This window comes from Halorussus aquaticus (assembly GCF_024218795.1).
Classification (GTDB): domain Archaea; phylum Halobacteriota; class Halobacteria; order Halobacteriales; family Haladaptataceae; genus Halorussus; species Halorussus aquaticus.
The window spans coordinates 2,002,486-2,021,628 of record NZ_CP100400.1 but is presented as its reverse complement, the minus strand read 5'-3'; the positions used below and the strand labels follow the sequence as shown (position 1 = coordinate 2,021,628).

Below are 19,143 nucleotides of genomic sequence, written 5' to 3'. Positions count from 1 at the left end.
CATCCTCGAACATGGAAGAACGAATCGAACGAACCGACGAACCGATAACGCCAGAGCGAATCGCCGCCGACCTGCGCGACCTCGGCGTCGAGGCGGGCGAGACACTGCTGGTCCACTCGTCGCTGTCGTCGCTCGGGTGGGTCACCGGCGGTCAACCCGCGGTCGTGAACGCGCTGACGGAGGCGGTCACGCCCGAGGGAACGCTCGTGATGCCGACGCACTCCACCCAGTACTCCGACCCCGAAGGCTGGGAGAACCCGCCGGTCCCCGACGACTGGGAGGACGTAATTCGGAGCGAGCGTCCGCCCTACCGGCCCGCGGTGACGCCGACGTGGAACGTCGGCGCGATTCCGGAGTGCTTCCGGACGTATCCCGAGGTCCACCGGAGTCGCCACCCGACCTACTCGTTCGCGGCGTGGGGCGCCGACGCCGAGGCCATCGTCGCCGACCACCCCTACGAAAACGGACTCGGCGAGAAATCACCGCTCGCGGAAATCTACGACCGCGACGGGACGATTCTCATGCTCGGCACCGAGTACGACACCAACACCTCGTTCCACCTCGCTGAGCATCGCGCCGACCGCGAGCAAGAAATCTCGACGCACGAGACGACCGTCGTCGCCGACGACGGTGAACCGGAGCTGATTACGCTAGAACACCTCTCGTACGACGCCGACGATTTCGCGGACGCGGGCCGAGATTTCGAGGCTGCTCGCCCGGAAGCCGTGACGGAGGGAACGGTCGGTCCCGCGGACGCGAAACTCGTCTCTCAACGGGACGTCGTGGACTACGGCGCTACGTGGTTCGAGGAGAGTCGGGAGTAGGTAGCCGAATCGGGACCCGCTCAGTCGTCGGCGGCCGCGGCCTCGTTCTCCATCGCTCCGGTCTCGTCCTCGATGCTCGGCGGGTACTTCCCGCGGTCCAACTTGAGGTCGCTCGCCGGGCGAGCCATGCAGGTCAGCGCGTACTCCTCGGCCTCCTCGTCGGTGAGACCCCGGGCCGCGGGTTGGGTCACGTCGCCCGCCACGATTTCGGCCGAGCAGGCCAGACACATCCCGACGCGACAGGAGTACTCCTGAGCGATGCCCTCCTCGATGCACTTGCTCAGGATTGTCTCCTTCTCCGAGACTTCGATGGTCTCGCCCGTGCCGACGAACTCGACGGTGTACTCGCTCATGCCTCGTGCTACGAAACTCCGGCACTTTACTCTTTATCGCCGTGGCTGTCGGGGTCGAAGCGACAGATTGCGTATAAAGAGTTTTCCCCCCTCCGTCTCGTAGCCGAATGCATGGCTACGCACGAGTGCGACATCGTCGTCGTCGGGGCGGGGACCGCGGGTTGTTACGCGGCCGCGACCGCCGCGCGCGAAGGATACGATGTCGTGATAGTGGAGCGCAAGGACGAGGAGGAGGCAGGCCACATCGCCTGCGGCGACGCCCTGAAAGGTGCCGACGCCTTCCCGGAGGCCATCCCGAAGTCCCAACTGGAACCGTCGTTCACCAACACCGGCGTGGACCACGGCCGGTTCGAGATACCGCAGGAGAACACGGTGCTGGAGATTCCCGTCCCCGGCGAGTTGGCGGTCATCGACCGCTGGGAGTACGGTCGGCGCATCATCGAGGGCGCGGACCGGGCGGGCGTCGAGTTCCACTACGACACCGTGGTCAAGGACGTGACCCAGCGAGAGGACGGCCACGTGACCGGCGTCCGGGGCAAGCGCAAGGGCGACATCCAGCGGTACGACGCCGACGTGGTGGTGGACGCCGCGGGGTCGCTGTCCATCTTGCAGGACAAGGCCAACCTCGAGGACGCCACCTTCGACACCAACGTCACCTACTCGCAGTTCAGTTCGGCGTACCGCGAAATCGTGGAGGTCGAGGAGCCGGTACCGTGGGACGACGCGCTGGTGTTCAAACCCACCGAACGCGCGGCGGGGTACCTCTGGTACTTCCCGCGGACCGACACCGAAATCAACGCGGGACTCGGCTTCCAAATGACCGAGGAGTCGATGAAACTGGTCGAGGACCTGAAGCGGGACCTCCGCAACCGGCCGGAGTTCGACGGGGCGACGGTCGAGGACAAACTCGGCGCGGCGCTCCCGACCCGGCGACCGTACGACTCGGCGACCGCGCCGGGGTTCATCGCCGTGGGCGACGCCGCGGGCCACGTCAACCCGACGACGGGCGGCGGCATCGCGGGTGCGGCCTACGCGGGCAAGTACGCCGCCGAGGCCGCCATCGACGCCATGGAGGACGGCGACGTGAGCGAGGCGAACCTCTGGGAGTACAACCAGCGCGTGATGGACCACTTCGGCGCGCGCTACGCGGGTCTCGACGTGTACAACATCTTCTCGACCGCGGTGGACGTGGACGACCTGATGGGTCTGCTTGGCGCGCTTCCCGCCACCAAACTCGCGGAGGCGCTCTACTCCGGGAGCGCCAACATCGGGTGGTGGCTCAAGGTCCAGACCGCCATCAAGTCGTTCGGCCACTGGGACCTCATCTACGAACTCTACGAGACCAAGAGCCTCGCGGACGACCTCATCGACCACTACGAGAAGTACCCGAGTCGCCCGCAGGACCTCGAACCGTGGCAGCGGAAACGCGACTCCATCATGGACGACATCTACGCGACGACCGGCGCGGACCCCAAATACTGACCGCGACCGCTTCCGGCGGCGCGATTTCACCAAGCCTTTCTCGGTGACCCGCTTCCTGTACGGTATGAGTGACCTCGAAGACGCAGTTTCGGAGTTCCTGAGCGAGGCGAACACGGTGTACGACGAGTACGACAAGGGCTACATGGACGCCGACGCCGCACTGAGCCGAATCGAGACTGAAGTGGAGGAACTACGGGAAGCGGCCGACTCGGAGTAGCCGACTCCGAGTAGCCGACTCCAACGTTCGCGTTTCGCAGGGAGCGACCGAGTCAGTAATTTTGCGGGCCGTCCTTGCCAGCAGTTCTACCGCGAGCGAACGCAGTGAGCGAGCGGGTCGAAGAAGCGCCGGAGGCGCTTCTGAGGCGGTGGCGCCGCGTTTTTCATGAAAGTTTTGCTAGCGAGAAGTCGCGGCAGCGCCGCGACTTCTCGCGCAGCAAAAGTTTCATTGGAACATCCGAATCGACTGGGCCTGCGAACTCTCGTCGGGGTCGGCCTCCTGCATGCGCTGGGCCAGTTGCTCCTTCTGGTCGCTGATCTCCTCGGCGCGCTCGACGAGGTCGTCGGTGTCGGCGTCGGTCCCCGTCAGCGGGTTGATGCCGTGTTCGATGAGGATGCGGGCGGCCTCCGGGTCGGGGAACTGCGGGTCGCTCTGTACGACGAGACCGAGCGCGTCGAGACCGCGCGCCTCGGCCTCGTACAGGAGCGCGCCCGTTGGACCGCTGACCGCGCCCCGGTCGCGCGGCAGGCCGATGTCGTGGTCGTCGAGTCGGCCGCCAGCGTCGCCGGTCGCGACGCCGTAGAGCGACGGAATCTGGTCGGCCTCCTTCTGCTCGGGAAGCCCGCTCATGTAGATGGGCGTGGCGTCGTGGTCGGCGACCCACTCCGTGACGCAGGTCGCGAAGTCCGACGCCGCGGAGGCCGACACCGGCACGTCGCTCTGGAGCGCCACGAGGTCCCGAGACTCGTCGGCGTAGAGTCGAACCGGGGGCCGGATAGTCCGGTTGCCCTCCTCGTAGACCGAAATCCGCGGCAGGCCGTCGCAGTCGATGCTGGCGTAGTACGTCATGTCGAACGTCTCCACGAGGTGGTCGGTCGCTAGCTTGCCGACCAGTCCGACGCCCGGGAGTCCTTCGACCAGCGTCGGTCGGTCCAGAGACACGTCCTCGTCGCGTATCGTGATGGTTGCCATGACGGGGAGTTGCGCCAGTGACCGCATAAAGGTCGGGGCCATCGCTTTCCCGGTCGCACACCCGGCGGGCGGCACCCCGGGTCGGTGTCCGAGGGCTACGAGACCCGACGCCCGGTCAGTGCGTCACGAACGGGAGGTCGATTCTGTCGAGCGAGACGAAGTCGGCGACGAACTCGTTCGCGGGCGACTCGTAGATTTCGCGGGGCGTGCCGACCTGCTCCACGACGCCCTCGTTCATCACGGCGACGCGGTCGCACATCACCATCGCCTCCGCCTGGTCGTGGGTGACGTAGAGCGCGGTCACGCCGAGGTCGTCGAGCAGGTCGCCCATCTCGGTGCGTAGGCGGCGCTTGAGTCGGGCGTCAAGTCCGGTCATCGGTTCGTCCAGCAGGAGGACGCGCGGTTCGATGGCGAGCGCGCGGGCCACGCCGACGCGCTGTTGCTGGCCGCCCGAGAGCGTCCGCGGGTCGCGGTCGGCGAGGTCGGCGATGCCGACGAGTTCGAGCAGTTCCGTCGCGCGCTCGCGGCGCTCGTCGGCGGGCACGCCCTGCATCTTCGGGCCGAACTCCACGTTCTCGCGGACGGTCATGTTGTCGAACAGCGCGTACGACTGGAAGACGAGTCCGGCGTTCCGGCGCTCGGGCGGGACGTGAGTCACGTCCTCGCCGCCGAAGTAAACCCGGCCCTCGTCGGGCGTCTCGAAGCCTGCGATCGTCCGGAGCGTCGTGGTCTTCCCGCACCCCGAGGGACCGACGACGCCCAGCACCTCGCCGTCCTCGATGGTCAGCGAGACCGAATCGACCGCGGTCGTGTCTTCGAAGCGTTTCGTCACGGCGTCGAGTGTGATGTCGGACATGGTTGTGGTTCGGTCGGGAGGTCAGGTCCGCGCGGAGAACCCGCGGGTGCCGACGACCTGCAGGAGACCGGTGATACCCGCCACGAGCAGGAAGAACGCCGACACCGCGGCCGCGGTCGTCAGGAACGAACTGTTCGAGATGTTCGCCTTGAGGAACAGCGAGAGGGGTCGGTTGCCGCCCGAGACGACGACGTACGAGAAGTTGAACTCGGCCGCCGCCAGCGTCCAGCAGATGATGGACCCCGAGACGATACCGGTTCGGGCGTTAGGCACGACGACCGTCAGGAAGGTGCGGGGCCACGACGCGCCCAGCGACCGGGCGGACTCCTCCATCTGGCGGAGGTCCATCGACTCGAAACTGCTCTGGACCGCCATCACCATGTAGGGCGCTTTCAGCAGGGAGTAGCCCACGACGAGTCCGAGGTTGGTCGCCGCGAGGTCTGGGTACGCCCGCAGGAACGCGACCCCGAGGACGATGCCCGGCGCGAGCGGGAGGACCGCGAAGGCGTTGACCCACTCCCGGCCGGGGAACTCGTATCGGGCGACGGCGTAGGCGATGGGCACGCCAGCGACGAGGTTGACCGCCACGCCGCCCAGCGCGAGGACGAGGCTGGCGAACAGCGGACTCGCCCGCACCATCGCGCCGACGTTCGGGAACGCCCGAATCACGGCGTCGAGGTTCAGCGAGTAGTTGGCGGCGTCCGAGACCTGCTGGAACCCGAGGACGTACCGCCAGTGTTCGAGGGTCACGAACCCCGAGGGCAGCGGTCCGGTCCACGAACGGGCGAACGACGCGACGAACGTCACCACGACCGGGACGAGCAGGAACAGCACCGTGACCGCGAGGACGCCCGTGACGAGCGTCCGGCCGTACTTCGCGGAGAGACTCGCGTTCCCGCTCATATGCCGACCTCCGCACTCGTGTACCGCAGGCCCAGCACGGTGAACCCGAGGACGAACCCGAACCAGACCACCGCCATCGCCGACGCCAACTGGATGTCGAACTCGGGACTCAGCACGTCGTTTATCTGGTAGGTCCACGGCTGCTCGACGAGCGCCTGACTCAGAATCACCAGCGTACCGAAGATGGCGAGCGCGGTCCGGAACGTCAGGATGGCCGCGCCGACCAGTCCCGGCTTTATCTGGGGGAGCGTGACGTACCAGAAGGTCCGGGCTGGCGAGGCCCCGAGCGACCGCGCGGCCTCCTCGGCCTCGGCGTTGAGTTCGGAGTAGGCACCGCGTAACAGCAACAGCGACCGCGGAATCATCGAGTAGAGGTAGGCCAGAAACAGGCCGACGACGCTGGTCGAGAGCGCGAGCGAGGTCACGGACCGGCCGGACGCGACGGCGGCGAGTTTCGTGAGCAGTCCGCTGTTGCCGAACAGCACGATTATCATGAACGCCGCGACGATGCCGGGGAGGCTGATGGGGAACGACAGCAGGGTCAGCACGTGGCGCTCGCCCGGCAGGTCGTACTTTTCGAGCGCGTGAGCGACGGGCACCGCGACGCCGAGACTCGCCGCCGTCGTGACGGCCCCGAACCAGAGGGTGTTGAACGCCGCCTCGTGGAACGCGCCGCGGGTGCCGCCCTCCAGCAGGAGTTCGTAGGTTCGGGTCGAGACGCCAGACAGCGCCAACTTCCCTTGCGTGAGGCTGGCGGCGACGATTCCGAGGGGGTCGAACGTCGTCACGTACTTCGAGGTCGAGAGGCTGATGCGGAGCATCTCCCAGAGCGGGTAGAGACCGGCGACCGACGCCAGCGTCAGGAACGGCAGACAGAGCGCGACGATGCGGCGGCGCTCGCGGCCGCGCTCGGTCCGCGGCGAGACGACGGTCAGGGCCGCGCTCGCCAGTCGCTCGCCGGTACTCGCGTCGTTGGTCGCCATCTCAGAGTCCCGCCTTGCTCTCTATCTCGTCGATGAGGTCGGACTGCTTGGCGACGAGTCGCTGGTAGTCCACCTGGAACTCGGCGTTCGAGTAGGTCTTCTGGGACGGGAACTCGTCGGGCATCTCCAGTTCCGGGGCGCGAATCGGGCGGACGTAGGCGTCGAGGAACTGCTTCTGGCCCTCCTTCGAGAGGACGTAGTCCATGAACAGTTTGCAGGCACCGGGGTTGGGCGCGCCCTTGAGCATGCCGAACCCGTAGGGCTGGTTGAACGCGCCCTTGTTCCCGTTCTTCCCCTTCAGGAGCGTGACGCCGACCTTCTCCTCGTCGATGTCGGCGTTGTTGTACTTGAGGTTCAGGCCGGAGTAGTCGTAGCGAACGAACGTGGCGTACTCGCCCTTCGTGAACTGCGCGAGGAAGTTGTCGGTGAACTCCGCGCCGCCCTCCTGAATCTTCTCGTAGTAGTCCACCACCGGTTGCACGTCGTCCATCGACCCGCCGCGAGCGTTGTTGATGGAGAGGGCGCTCGCGAGACCGACCGCGGCGGTCGGCGTCTGGAGCGCGAGGTCCTTCGTGACGTCGGGGTGGAGCAGGTCCTCCCACGTCTCGGGTTCGTCGAGACCCCGCTCCTCGTAGATGTCCTTCCGATAGGTGACCGCGGTGGTCATCCGGCGAGTCGCGGTCATGTGCCCGTTATCCGACTTGAGTTTGTCCGGCACCGTGTCCCAGTTCTCGGGCTTGTACGCCCGAGTCAGGTCGTCCTGCATCGCGAGGATGCCGTAGGTGTACCCGCCGTTGTACGCCGAGTGAGTCGGGTTCTGGGCGTGCGAGCGCAGGTCCTTCAGCGCCTCGCCCGACGACCTGTCGTCGTCGTTCAGGGCGACGCCGTACGTCTCCTCGAACGATTTCATGATGGCGGGCCAGTTCGACCACCCGGACTGGACCGCGTAGACGTAGAGTCTCTCCGGGAAGTTCCCGGCGTCCACCGTCGTCTGGTAGTCGCCGTGACCGACCTCGTAGGTCTCCCCGCTCGAACTGTTCGTCCCGTCGCTGCTCTCCAGCATTCCGGCGCACCCGGCGATTCCGGCCGCCCCGGCCGCAGTCGTCGCCCGGACGAATCGACGTCGAGTCGTTTTGCGCATCTCGGTCGGAGACGCGGACACCGAAAGTTAATCCGTTTATATTTTCAGTATACTGTCTCCTGTTCCGCTATGTCCCCTATATAGCCGAAGATATACTCGCGCGACGCTCGGCGAACGACAACAGAACTGGGAATAATATCATGAGAATATGAATATAAGGAGCCTTATTTGGCATTAACACCCCTTTAGTCATTCAGGGGTAGCCTCTTGTAGCGGTTCCCGATTGATGTATTCATGGCCGAGTACCCACCTTCTGAGTCCGGAGACCGACCGCACCACGGCACCGCGGACCGAGAACTCCTCGCCGACCCAGACGACTACCGCGCGAACTGCGGGGTCGGGGTCGTGATGGACCTCGGCGGGGGGAGCGGACACGACGTGCTCGCGGACGGTCTCGACTTGCTCGCGGACCTCGAACACCGCGGCACCACCGGTGCCGAGGAGAACACGGGCGACGGCGCGGGCGTCCTGCTACAGAAACCGCACGACTTCTTCGCCGACGAAGTGGGGGCCGACCGCTCCGGGTCGTTCCCCGACCCCGACGAGTACGCGGTCGGGAGCCTCTTTCTGCCGAAAGACGCCGCGGCACGCGAGCGACTCCAACGTCTCGCCGAATCCGTCCTCGCCGACGAGGGTCTCGACCTGTTCCACTGGCGGGAGGTCCCCACCGACAACTCGGACCTCGGACGGACCGCCCTCGACTCCGAACCCGCTATCTGGCAGTGTTTCGTCCGCCCGGCGGCCGCCGACACCGACGCCGAGAGCTTCGATAGCACCCTCTACGTCGCTCGGCGCGCGCTGGAGCAGGCGGTCGAAGCGAGCGACCGGCCCGGCGCGGACCGCTTCTACGTCTGCTCGCTCGACCGCCAGACCGTCGTCTACAAGGGGCTTCTCAAGGGCGAGCAACTGCCGGGCTACTTCCCGGACCTCCGCGACGACCGACTCGAAACTACCTTCGCCATGGTCCACGCCCGGTTCTCGACCAACACGCTCGGCGCGTGGCACCTCGCGCACCCGTACCGCAACGTCGTCCACAACGGCGAGTTCAACACCATCCGGGGGAACGTCAACTGGATGCGCGCCCGGGAAAACGACCTCGAAGCCGAGGCGTTCGACACCGAGCGCGTGACCCCGGTCGTCGCCGACCCCGAGGGCAGCGACACCGCCGCGGTGGACAACGCGCTCGAACTCCTCCTCCGAGACGGGCGCGAACTCCCCCACGCGCTCAGACTGATGGTCCCCGAGGCGTGGCGGAAGGACGACCACATGGCCGACGAGCGCAAGGAGTTCTACGACTTCCACGCCTCCCTGCTCGAACCGTGGGACGGTCCCGCGCTGGTCGCGGCGACCGACGGCGACCGAATCGGCGCGGTGCTGGACCGGAACGGTCTCCGTCCCTGCCGGTACGACGTGACGACCGACGACCGCCTCGTGATGGCCAGCGAGGCCGGGGCGCTCGACACCCCCGAGAGCGAAATCCGCGAGCGCGGCCGCCTCGAACCCGGTCAACTCTTTCTGGCCGACCCCGAGGAGGGGCGCGTGATTCCGGACGCGGAGGTCTTCGACGACCTGACCGACGAGAAGTACGGCGAGTGGGTCGAAGACGAACAGGTCGAACTCGACGTACCCGCCGACGCCGACCCCCGCGCGTCGGCGGCCACCGACGCGCGCATCGACGCCGACCTCCGCGAACGCCAGACCGCCTTCGGGTACACCCGCGACGAACTCGACGAACTGCTCGAACCCATGGCGGAGGCGGGCAAGGACCCCGTCGGGTCGATGGGCGACGACACGTCGCTGTCGGTCCTCTCGGAGTTCAACCGGCCGCTGTTCTCGTACTTCAAGCAACTGTTCGCGCAGGTTTCGAACCCGCCCATCGACTACATCCGCGAGGACTGCGTGACCAGCCTCGAAAGCCGGTTGGGCAACCAGCGCAACCTGCTGGACGAGTCGCCGGACCACGCCCGCCAACTCGTGTTGGACTCGCCGGTTCTGACCGACGCCGAGATGGAAGGCGTGCGCGACTGCTCGATTCCGACCGAGACGGTGGACCTGACCTACCCCGAGGACGGGGACCTCGAAACCGCGGTCGAGCGCGTCCGCCGGGCGGCCAGCGAGGCCGTCACGGACGGGGCGGAGATTGTCGTTCTCTCGGACCGCGACGTGGGACCCGACAGACTGGCGATTCCGAGTCTGCTGGCGACCGGCGCGGTCCACCACCACCTCGTCCGGAACGGTCTCCGGAACCGCGCCGGACTCGTCGTGGAGTCGGGCGACCCACGGACGGTCCACCACCTCGCGTGTCTGGTCGGCTACGGCGCGGGCGCGGTCAATCCGACCCTCGCCTTCGAGAGCATCGCGGACCTCGTGGCCGGACCCGACGGCACCGACGAGTCGGCGGCCGTCGAGGCGTACGTCGGCGCGCTCGAAGACGGTCTCCAGAAGACGATGGCCAAGATGGGCATCTCGACGGTCGAGAGCTATCGGGGCGCGCAGATCTTCGAGGCGGTCGGTCTCGACTCGGACTTCGTGGAGGAGTACTTCGAGGGCACCGCCGCGCGCACGGAAGGCATCGGCATCGACGGGGTCGAGGACGACCTGCGAGAGCGCCACGCGGAGGCGTTCGGCGGCGGAGACGACCTCGACCCCGCGAGACAGGGCGAGTTCGAGCACCGGTCGAACGGCCGCCACCACCAGTGGAACCCCGAGACCGTCGGCACCCTCCAGCGCGCGGTCCGGCAGGACGACGCCGACGCCTACGGCGAGTTCGCCGAGGCCATCAACGACCAGAACGGCAACCTCCAGACGCTCCGGGGCCTGCTGGCGTTCGACGACGAGGGCAGAGAGTCGATTCCCGTCGAGGCGGTCGAACCCGTCTCGGACATCGTCGAGCGGTTCTCCACCGCCGCGATGAGTCTCGGGTCGCTCTCGCCCGAGGCCCACGAGAACAACGCCGTCGCGATGAACCGACTGGGGGCCAAGTCGAACACCGGCGAGGGCGGCGAACCGCCCGAGCGGTTCGGCACCGAGCGCGAGTGCAACGTCAAGCAGGTCGCCTCCGGCCGGTTCGGCGTCACGAGCGCCTACCTCTCGAACGCCGAGGAGATACAGATAAAGATGGCCCAAGGGAGCAAGCCCGGCGAAGGCGGCCACCTGCCGGGCCGGAAGGTCAACGAGATGATAGCGCACGTCCGATACGCCACGCCGGGCGTCGGTCTCATCTCGCCGCCGCCCCAGCACGACATCTACTCCATCGAGGACCTCAAGCAACTGATTCACGACCTGAAGTGCGCGAACCCCGACGCCGACGTGAACGTCAAACTGGTCTCGGAGGACGGCATCGGCACCATCGCTGCAGGGGTCGCCAAGGCCAACGCCGACGTGGTCCACGTCTCGGGCCACTCCGGCGGCACGGGCGCGAGTCCCAAGACCTCCATCAAGCACGCGGGCCTGCCGTGGGAACTGGGCCTCGCGGAGGCCAACCAGATGCTCCGGGAGACCGGCCTGCGCTCGCGGATTCGCGTGAGCGTGGACGGCGGTCTCAAGACCGGCCGGGACGTGGCGGTGGCCGCGCTGCTGGGCGCGGAGGAGTACGTCTTCGGCACCGCCAGCCTCGTCACCTCCGGGTGCGTGATGGCCCGGCAGTGCCACGAGAACACCTGTCCGGTCGGCGTCGCCACGCAGGACGAGGACCTCCGCAAGCGGTTCCCCGGCCAACCCGACCACGTCGTCAACTACATGCAGTTCATCGCGCAGGAACTCCGCGAAATCATGGCCGAGTTGGGCTTCGAGACGGTCGAGGAGATGGTCGGGCGCGTGGAGTGCCTCGAACAGCGCGACACCGACCACCCGAAGGCCAGCGGACTGGACCTCTCGTCTGTCGTCGCGGAACCCGACGACTACGCCGCGGGCGACTCCCAGCGGACCAAGACCCGCGAGCAGACCCACGACGTGGACGACCACCTCGACCGCGACCTGCTCGAACTGGCCGAACGGGCGGTCGAGGACGCCGACCCAGTCGAACTCGACGCCGAAATCGGCAACGAGGACCGCGCGGTCGGCGCGATGCTCTCGGGGCGCGTCTCGGAACTTCACGGCGAGGCGGGTCTCCCGGACGACACGCTGGCCTGCTCGTTCCGGGGCACTGCGGGCCAGAGTTTCGGGGCGTTCCTCCAGTCGGGCGTGGACTTCCGGCTCACCGGCGCGGCCAACGACTACCTCGGCAAGGGCCTGTCGGGCGGCCGCGTCGCGGTCCGGACGCCCGACTCGGCGGCCTACGACCCGGCCGAGAACGTCGTGGTCGGCAACGTCGCGCTCTACGGCGCGACCGACGGCGAGGCCTACGTCAACGGCGTCGCTGGCGAGCGGTTCGCGGTCCGCAACTCCGGCGTGCAGGCGGTCGTGGAGGGCGTCGGCGACCACGGCTGTGAGTACATGACCGGCGGCGTCGTGGCGATCCTCGGCGAGACGGGCAAGAACTTCGCCGCGGGGATGAGCGGGGGCGTCGCGTACGTCCTCGACGAGAACGGCGACTTCTCGGATAGACTGAACCGGGGCATGGTCCGACTCGACGCCGACCTCTCGGAGCGCGACGAGCGCGTCCTCCGGCGACTCGTGGAGAACCACGCGGCCTACACCGACAGCGAGCGCGCGGCGGAGTTGCTGGCGGACTGGGACGCGGTGCTGGACCAGTTCGTGAAGGTGATGCCCGAGGCCTACGAGCGCGCCGTGACCGAGGAGGGCCGCGAGGACGTGCGCAACTCGCCCCCGCCAGCGGCGCGGAGTCGAGACGACGGGTGCGAGGCAGTGGTCCAGAGCGGCGCGGACTGAGAGCGGAGTCGGACCGAGCGGACGCCGCTCAGAGGTACGACGCGTCCCACCGAGTCGGCTTCTTCTGGTTGCCACAGTCGTTGCACTCCAGTCGCTCCATCGAATCCATCGCGATGTCGAAGCTCTGGCAGTTCGAGCAGAACCAGCCGTAGAGGTCCTCGCCCTCCTCGTCGGTGTACGCCTCGTAGAACGGGGCGTGGGACCCCCGCCTGCTCTCGGCCCAGTTGACGTAGAGCGAGCGGCCCTCGAACTCGCGGGTCTCGAGCTTGGCGCGGCCCTCGTGGACGTAGAGGTTCTCGACGTGGGTCTCGTCGCCGATGTCGCGCTCGCGCTCACCGGCCTTCTCGAAGCCGTTGGCCTCGTAGAAGGTGCATCCGGCCTCGTTCTCCGTGAGAACTTCCGCGGCGATTCGCTCGACGCCGCGTTCCGAGAGCGTGGCGAGCGTCTGGTTCAGCAGGGTCGTCCCGACGTTCTTGTCGCGGTTGTCGGGGTCCACGTGTAGCCAGAGGATGGTGGCGTCGCCCTCCGCCAATAGGTTCTGGGAGAAGCCGACCACCTCGTCGCCCGCCACCGCGACGAGGTAGAGCATCCCCTCCTCCTCCAGTTCGGCCTCCATCATCTCGTCGGCGTACCAGTTCTCGGTCGCCGTCTCGATGACGTCCTCGTCGAGTATGTCGCCGTACGACGCGTGGAGCGACTCCAGCGCGACGTCTCGGATACCGTCGCCGTCGCCCGATTCGGCTTCGCGGATTTCGATTCCGTCGGAGTCGGCCTCTCTCTGTCCCATGCCCCACGTATTCGACGTTTTCACTGATAAACGTTCTACCCGAATCAGACAAATTAGACGAAAACCGTACGTCCGGTGTCTGTGAACAGGTATTTTCGACCGAACAGGCAATTCTCCACATATTCCAGTACGTTCGTCGTATTCACTGCTATCCTGCGGCCCGACGGGACGCCGTAGCGCCTAACCGGGGTTACCGACGGCGACGCGACACCGCGCCACCGAGACGCCCGACTCCGCCGGGGGTCGCGAGCGTCGGATTTCCGACTCCAGTAGGTCTTTCAAATCTGGCGACCAACCCCCGGCATGGACACTGCACTCGTCGTCGGCGGCACGCGGTTCATCGGCCGCCACCTCGTCTCGGAACTGCTCGACCACGACTACGACGTGACCATCTTCAACCGCGGGACCCACGAGAATCCGTTCGCCGAGAACGACGCCGTCGCTCACTACGAGGGCGACCGGACCAACGAGACGGCGCTCGAACAGGCCAGACGCGAAGTCGAACCCGACGCCGTCTTCGACTGCGTGGCGTACAAACCCCGCGAGGTCCGAGCCGCCACCGAGATATTCTCCGACGCGGACGCCTACGTGTACATCTCCAGCGGCGACGCCTACGGCAACGAGGAGATTCCCAAGCGCGAGGGCGAGACCGAACTCCGGCCCTGCACGATGGAGCAGGCCACCGACGACTCGGGCGAGACCTACGGCAACCGGAAGGCGGAGGGCGACCGAGCGATAGTCGCGGCCGCGGACCGCGGCGTGAACGCCTACAGCGTCCGGCCCTGCATCGTCTACGGTCCCCACGACTACACCGAGCGCCTCGACTACTGGATAGACCGGGTAGCGAACTACGACCGTCTAGTCGTGCCCGGCGACGGCGACAACGTCTGGCACCGCGCGTACGTCGAGGACGTGGCGAGCGCGCTCCGCGTCGTCGCCGAAGAAGGGACGCCCGGCGAGTCCTACAACGTCGGCGACCGCCGCGTCGTGACGATAGACGAGATGGTCGAACTGGTCGCGGACGCCCTCGACACGGAGGTCGAAATCGTCCACGCGGGCGAGCGCGAACTCGCCGCCGCGGACCTCTCGTTAGACGACTTCGTCCTCTACCGCGACTACCCCCACGTGCTGGACACCGACAAACTCGCCGCGCTCGGGTGGGACTCGACGCCGCTCGCGGAGGCGATGGAGACCACGGTCGAAGAGCATCTCGACAGCGACCGCGACGGCAGCGAGTACGACCCGGGCCGCGAGGCCGAACGGCGCGTTCTGGACGTGCTGGACACGGTCTGAGGCGTCGGACTGGACTCGGACGCTCTCTGCGGCGTCGCACCGACTCCGACTTCGGTCCGCCTCTCGACTCCTCGCTGGTCGGTCCGTTCTCTTCCGCTCCACTTCTAACTGGGTTACTACAGCTTCGGGACCGCGTACTTCGGAATCGGCCGATTGCGGCGTTAGTCCCGGGCTGAGACCGTTCGCAGGTCCGAGCTACCGACTTCAGGAGGCTGATAACAAACACCCCGTAACGACATTGTCAGTACATGGCACAGCATCGTCGTCGCCGTCGAACGACCCGCTACTCGTCTCCGGGACGATGATTCGAGAGGCGATTCGGACGACGGTCAGGGGCGTCGGGGTCGTCCTCCTGACGGCCGTCGAAGTCACCGCGCTGTCGGTCTGGCTCGGACTGGTGGCGGACGCCGACCCGCTCTCCGCGCCAGCGCTGGTCGGCGTGTCCGGACTCTCCGCCGGGATGCTCGTGGAGATGCTGCTGGCCCACGTCACCGTCAACGGGTGGAGTCGGCCGGTACCGGCGCGAGCGGTGGCGGGCCTCGCGGTGGCCGAGACCGCGCTGTGGGTCGGGTGGTTCGGGGCGGTCCGGTGGACCGACGGACTGCTCGGCGTCGTGGTCGCCGGACTCGCGTTCGCGGTCGTGCTGATTCCGCGTCACACCGCGACGGACAACGCGATTCAGGGTCGGCGGCCGCTCGCCTCGCTGGTCCAGCGCCCGACGGTCGGACTGGCGGTGCTGGAGGCCGCGGGCGCGACGGCGTGGCTCCTCGTCGTCTCTCGCGCGGTGACGCTCCCCGCGTGGGTCGGCACGATTCCGGTCGCCGGGTTCTCGCCGCACGCGGTGGTCGGCGCGGCCCTCCTGACCGGGGCGGTGTTCGCTCGACACCTGCTCGCGGTCCGCCACGCGCTCCGGCGGCCCTCGCGGACGTCGAAATCGGATTGGCGGTCCTCGCGCGGGACGCTCCGCGAGTAGTCGGAGCGCGAAGGAGCGTGTCGGTCCTCGGTCGGGTGCCGTCGCGATCAGATGACGCCCGTCGTCTCGGCCGCCTCGATGGCGGCGTCCTGATTCATCCCGTTGCCCAGAATCGTGTACCGGTCCCGAATCTCGTGGGCCGCGGTCAGCGCCGCGACGACCGTCTCGTCGTCGATGCCGAGGTCCGCGGCGGTCGTGGGCGCGCCGATGGTGTCGAGCGCTCGCCGGACGCCCTGCCAGTCGCCGCCGTGGAGGTACTCCGCGACGATGGTGCCGACGCCGACTTGGTGGCCGTGGAGCGCGGCGTCGGGGACCATGCGGTCGAGTTGGTGGGAGAAGAGGTGTTCCGCGCCGGAGGCGGGCCGCGAGGAGTCCGCGATGGACATGGCGACGCCCGAGGAGACCAGCGCCTTGACGACCACCCACGCCGACTCTTCGAGACCCTGTTTGATGGAGTCGGCGTTGCCGACCAGCATCTCGGCGGTCATCTCGGCCAGCGCGGCCGAGTACTCGGAGTACTGGACGTTCTGGAGTCGGTTGGCGAGTCGCCAGTCCTTGACCGCGGTGTAGTTGCTGATGATGTCGGCGCACCCGGCGGTCGTGAGTCGCCACGGCGCGTCCGCGAGAATCTCGGTGTCGGCCACGACCGCGAGCGGCGGTTCCGCGGCCACGCTGTGGCGGGTGTCGCCCTCCGGGACCGACCCGCGGCCCGAGACGATGCCGTCGTGACTCGCCGCCGTGGGGACCGAGACGAACCCGGTGCCGAGGTCGTCGCTGGCCATCTTTGCGATGTCGATTGCCTTCCCGCCCCCGACGCCGACGAGGTAGCCCGCGTCCACCTCCTCGGCGACTTCGATGACGCGCTGGACCGCCTCGAAACTCGCCTCCCCGATTTCGACTATCGCGGGGTCCTCGCCCGCCGCCTCGAAGTCCGCGGCCACGCGCTCGGCCGCGACTTCGCGGGGCGTGGGACTGGTGACGACCAGCGGACGCCCGTGGAGGTGGAGTTCGGAGACGGCCTCGACGGTCTGGTCGAGGACGCCGTGACCCACCAGCACGTTGCGGGGCAGGCGAATCCACGTCGTTTTGTCGAACATACCCCTACTCTCTCGCGGGCCGGGAAAACAGTTTACCTCTCCTCTCGGGGTGTGAGGCTATCCCCGCGGCGGTTTGTCCCATCGGACGCGCGGCGAAGAGCGAGCGGAACCGAAAGCACGAGCGAAGCGGAAGCAGAACCGAGAAGACGAGGAGCGAGGACGAAGAGAGGCTGAGAAGACCGTTAGGCCATCTGTTCGATCTGTTCGAGTTCCACTTCGACGTGAACGCCGTCGGGGAAGTCGAACTCAGCGACCTGCCGGGCGAGGTCGTTGTGGCCGACGATTTCCATTTGACGGGTGTACACCGTGTAGTCCCACGACCGGAACTGCCGGGTCTCGTTTCCGCTGGTCGATTTGTACTGGGGAACGTCGAGGCGCTCTGGCGGTGCCGAGTGGGGGCCGCGGAGTTCCGCGCCCTTGCGTTCGGCCGTCGAGCGAATCTCGTCTACGACGTTCTCCAGCGCGGGGCGGTTCCCGCTCTGCAGTCGGATTCTAGTTACGAAGGTCATGGCTGGGTTCGGTGTCGATGTCTTTCAGTATCGAGGTACGTAAAACGTCTGTTCTCGCCGCGGCCCTCCGGCGGCCGACTGACCGGCGGCGAGCGTGCGCCCCGTCGTCGCGCCGCGCGACGCCGACCGGCGTTCGGAGTCGTCTCGAGCAATCCTCCCTCCGACATTCTCTTAACGCACCGCCGTATATACTCCAGTAAATGACGATTGAAGCTACGTCCGCGGGTGCGATCCTCTACCGGGATACCCGCGGTCGCCGGGAATATCTCCTCCTCAAGTCGCGTCCGGGCGACTGGGAGTTCCCCAAAGGCGGCGTGGAGGGGGACGAAGAGTTACAGCAGACGGCCATACGCGAAGTGAAAGAAGAGTCCGGAATCAAGGACTTCCGGCTCCTCGACGGGTTCCGCGACGATTACGACTACGTCTTCGAGGCCAACGGCAACACCATCCACAAGACGGTCCACCTGTTCGTGGCCAAGTCCTACGAGGCGAGCGCGGAACTCTCTCACGAACACCGGGACCACCAGTGGCGCGACTACGAGCAGGCCATCAACACCATCACGCAGGACGGCCCGCGCGAAATCCTCGAAGACGCCCACGAGTTCCTGAACGAGAAGGAGGAGGACGACGAGACGTAGGGCCGCCTCCGTTTCACCGCGTCCGCCCACCACCGACGAGCGTCTAGCATCGCGGCCGTCGTGAGTGCGACCCCGAAGGTCGGACTCGCCACCGCCGGAACTGCGCTGGCGGGTTCCGAACCACTTAGGCCGACCCGCTCCGAACGCCGACCGTGAGCGACGCGGACGCCGAGGCCGACCCCGAGTTCGTCTTCGAGTTGCGTACCTGCCGGTGGGCCGAGCGCGAGTGGCCGCCCGAAGCGGGTGAGGGGGACGCGGAGGACGCGGGCGACGACTGCCCCGCCATCGTCGCGCGGCAACTCGGCACCAAGCGCAGGCGGTGGGACACCATCGTGGTCGAGGTGGACCCCGCCGCCCTCCGCCAGCGCACGAACTTCGGCCCCCGCCGACTGGACTCGGACCTGCTCGACGTGATTCCCCACGCGCCGCCCGACTGGGAGTGGTACCGAGACGCGCTCCCGGACCCCGGTTACCCGTGGCGGTACGTCCGCGAGTCCATCCACCGCGCCGCCGACCGCGGCATCCTCGACGTGCGAAAGCGGAACAACCGCATCGAGATTCGCCGGAAGTGGGCCTACCCCGACTGGGTCGAGCGCATCGTCGCCATCGAGAACAAGCCCGACCTCGACGCCAGCGCGGCCCGCCACCTCGCCCCGCAACTGGAGTACGACGTGGCGCTCTCGCTGGCCGACGAGGTGTGGGTGGCCACCCGTGCGACCGGCGAGTCGGTCGAACCCGCCCTGCTGGAGAGCGTTCCGGTGGAAGCCGGAATCCTGACGCTGGACCCCGACGCGCTGGCGACCGGCGGGGCGCGGACCGCCGACGTGGAGTGGTTCCCCCGGAGCCTCGACCCGGACGCGCCCGGCACTCGCGTCCTCGAACGCGGCGAGGTCACCGAGTACGGGAGCACCGCCTCGCAGTTCGAGTACGCCGACCCCGAGTGGAAGGCCCACAAGCGCCTCGAAATCGCCGAGCGCGCCTACGAGAAGGGGTGGCGGGCGTACGCCGAGACGATGCGACCGGACTGCCGGTACTTCCAGTTGCGCCGCGAGGGCCGGACTCTCCTGCCGTACTGCGCCGCCAAGGAGTGCCACCAGACGAGTTCGGAGTGTTCGGGGTCGTGCCCCGAGTTCTCGCCTGAACCGCCCCAGTGGCGGACGCGCGGGTGGCCCATCGAAGGCGGGCCGGGCAAGGGGATTCGGAACCTGCTGGAGGACAGGCGAGAGCGCAACCGGTCGGGGTGACCGCGGACGGACCGAGGAGGACCGAAGTTCGGGCTGAACCG

Annotated in this window: 17 protein-coding genes; 8 read left to right on the top strand and 9 right to left on the bottom strand. The window is 67.5% G+C overall.

Annotated features, from left to right (window positions below):
* Positions 1–11: 11 nt before the first annotated feature.
* Positions 12–824: an AAC(3) family N-acetyltransferase gene (locus NGM06_RS10420; protein WP_254266897.1), complete on the top strand. Its 813-nt coding sequence runs from the start codon at positions 12–14 to the stop codon at positions 822–824.
* A 20-nt stretch (positions 825–844) separates the two neighbouring features.
* Here NGM06_RS10420 and NGM06_RS10415 read toward each other — a convergent pair whose 3' ends face one another.
* Entirely contained in the window at positions 845–1,177 is a 333-nt protein-coding gene (locus NGM06_RS10415; RefSeq protein ID WP_254266896.1) for a 2Fe-2S iron-sulfur cluster-binding protein, read from the bottom strand.
* 111 nt (positions 1,178–1,288) lie between these two features.
* On the opposite strand from NGM06_RS10415, the gene NGM06_RS10410 reads away from it, so the two are divergent.
* Complete coding sequence (locus NGM06_RS10410) at positions 1,289–2,659, top strand: geranylgeranyl reductase family protein (RefSeq protein ID WP_254266895.1); 1,371 nt, start codon at positions 1,289–1,291, stop codon at positions 2,657–2,659.
* Between the two features lie 64 nt (positions 2,660–2,723).
* Entirely contained in the window at positions 2,724–2,876 is a 153-nt protein-coding gene (locus tag NGM06_RS10405) for a hypothetical protein (RefSeq protein ID WP_205427523.1), read from the top strand.
* Between the two features lie 225 nt (positions 2,877–3,101).
* Here the strand turns inward: NGM06_RS10405 and NGM06_RS10400 are convergent, their stop codons facing one another.
* From NGM06_RS10400 to NGM06_RS10380, 5 genes are all read right to left on the bottom strand, one after another.
* Complete coding sequence (locus NGM06_RS10400; protein ID WP_254266894.1) at positions 3,102–3,848, bottom strand: proteasome assembly chaperone family protein; 747 nt, start codon at positions 3,846–3,848, stop codon at positions 3,102–3,104.
* Positions 3,849–3,963: 115 nt separating this feature from the next.
* On the bottom strand, positions 3,964–4,704 hold the full coding sequence (locus NGM06_RS10395; protein ID WP_254266893.1) for an ABC transporter ATP-binding protein: 741 nt from the start codon (positions 4,702–4,704) through the stop codon (positions 3,964–3,966).
* 21 nt (positions 4,705–4,725) lie between these two features.
* Positions 4,726–5,607, bottom strand: coding sequence for an ABC transporter permease (locus NGM06_RS10390; RefSeq protein ID WP_254266892.1), 882 nt, complete (start codon positions 5,605–5,607; stop codon positions 4,726–4,728).
* Entirely contained in the window at positions 5,604–6,590 is a 987-nt protein-coding gene (locus NGM06_RS10385) for an ABC transporter permease (RefSeq protein WP_254266891.1), read from the bottom strand. The genes NGM06_RS10390 and NGM06_RS10385 overlap by 4 nt, the downstream gene beginning before the upstream one ends.
* A 1-nt stretch (position 6,591) precedes the next feature.
* Positions 6,592–7,731 (bottom strand): extracellular solute-binding protein, encoded by a 1,140-nt coding sequence (locus NGM06_RS10380; RefSeq protein WP_254266890.1) that lies wholly within the window; start codon positions 7,729–7,731, stop codon positions 6,592–6,594.
* Between the two features lie 234 nt (positions 7,732–7,965).
* On the opposite strand from NGM06_RS10380, the gene gltB reads away from it, so the two are divergent.
* A complete protein-coding gene (gene gltB / locus NGM06_RS10375) occupies positions 7,966–12,561 on the top strand; it encodes a glutamate synthase large subunit (RefSeq protein WP_256567927.1) in 4,596 nt (1,531 codons plus the stop codon).
* Positions 12,562–12,589: 28 nt separating this feature from the next.
* Here gltB and NGM06_RS10370 read toward each other — a convergent pair whose 3' ends face one another.
* Positions 12,590–13,348 carry a GNAT family N-acetyltransferase gene (locus NGM06_RS10370; RefSeq protein ID WP_254266889.1) on the bottom strand — a complete coding sequence of 253 codons (759 nt, stop codon included), beginning with the start codon at positions 13,346–13,348 and terminating at the stop codon, positions 12,590–12,592.
* 303 nt (positions 13,349–13,651) lie between these two features.
* Between NGM06_RS10370 and NGM06_RS10365 the strand changes: the two genes are divergently transcribed.
* Both NGM06_RS10365 and NGM06_RS10360 read left to right on the top strand, forming a co-directional pair.
* Positions 13,652–14,641 (top strand): NAD-dependent epimerase/dehydratase family protein, encoded by a 990-nt coding sequence (locus NGM06_RS10365; RefSeq protein ID WP_254266888.1) that lies wholly within the window; start codon positions 13,652–13,654, stop codon positions 14,639–14,641.
* Positions 14,642–14,879: 238 nt separating this feature from the next.
* Positions 14,880–15,614 (top strand): hypothetical protein, encoded by a 735-nt coding sequence (locus tag NGM06_RS10360; protein ID WP_254266887.1) that lies wholly within the window; start codon positions 14,880–14,882, stop codon positions 15,612–15,614.
* Positions 15,615–15,661: 47 nt separating this feature from the next.
* Here the strand turns inward: NGM06_RS10360 and NGM06_RS10355 are convergent, their stop codons facing one another.
* Both NGM06_RS10355 and NGM06_RS10350 read right to left on the bottom strand, forming a co-directional pair.
* Positions 15,662–16,711, bottom strand: coding sequence for an NAD(P)-dependent glycerol-1-phosphate dehydrogenase (locus NGM06_RS10355; protein WP_254266886.1), 1,050 nt, complete (start codon positions 16,709–16,711; stop codon positions 15,662–15,664).
* A gap of 182 nt (positions 16,712–16,893) precedes the next feature.
* Positions 16,894–17,220: an uS10/mL48 family ribosomal protein gene (locus NGM06_RS10350; RefSeq protein ID WP_163522073.1), complete on the bottom strand. Its 327-nt coding sequence runs from the start codon at positions 17,218–17,220 to the stop codon at positions 16,894–16,896.
* Positions 17,221–17,420: 200 nt separating this feature from the next.
* Between NGM06_RS10350 and NGM06_RS10345 the strand changes: the two genes are divergently transcribed.
* Together NGM06_RS10345 and NGM06_RS10340 are read left to right on the top strand one after the other, a co-directional pair.
* Entirely contained in the window at positions 17,421–17,858 is a 438-nt protein-coding gene (locus tag NGM06_RS10345; RefSeq protein ID WP_254266885.1) for a bis(5'-nucleosyl)-tetraphosphatase, read from the top strand.
* A 152-nt stretch (positions 17,859–18,010) separates the two neighbouring features.
* On the top strand, positions 18,011–19,102 hold the full coding sequence (locus NGM06_RS10340) for a DUF5787 family protein (RefSeq protein WP_254266884.1): 1,092 nt from the start codon (positions 18,011–18,013) through the stop codon (positions 19,100–19,102).
* The last annotated feature ends 41 nt before the right edge of the window (positions 19,103–19,143 follow it).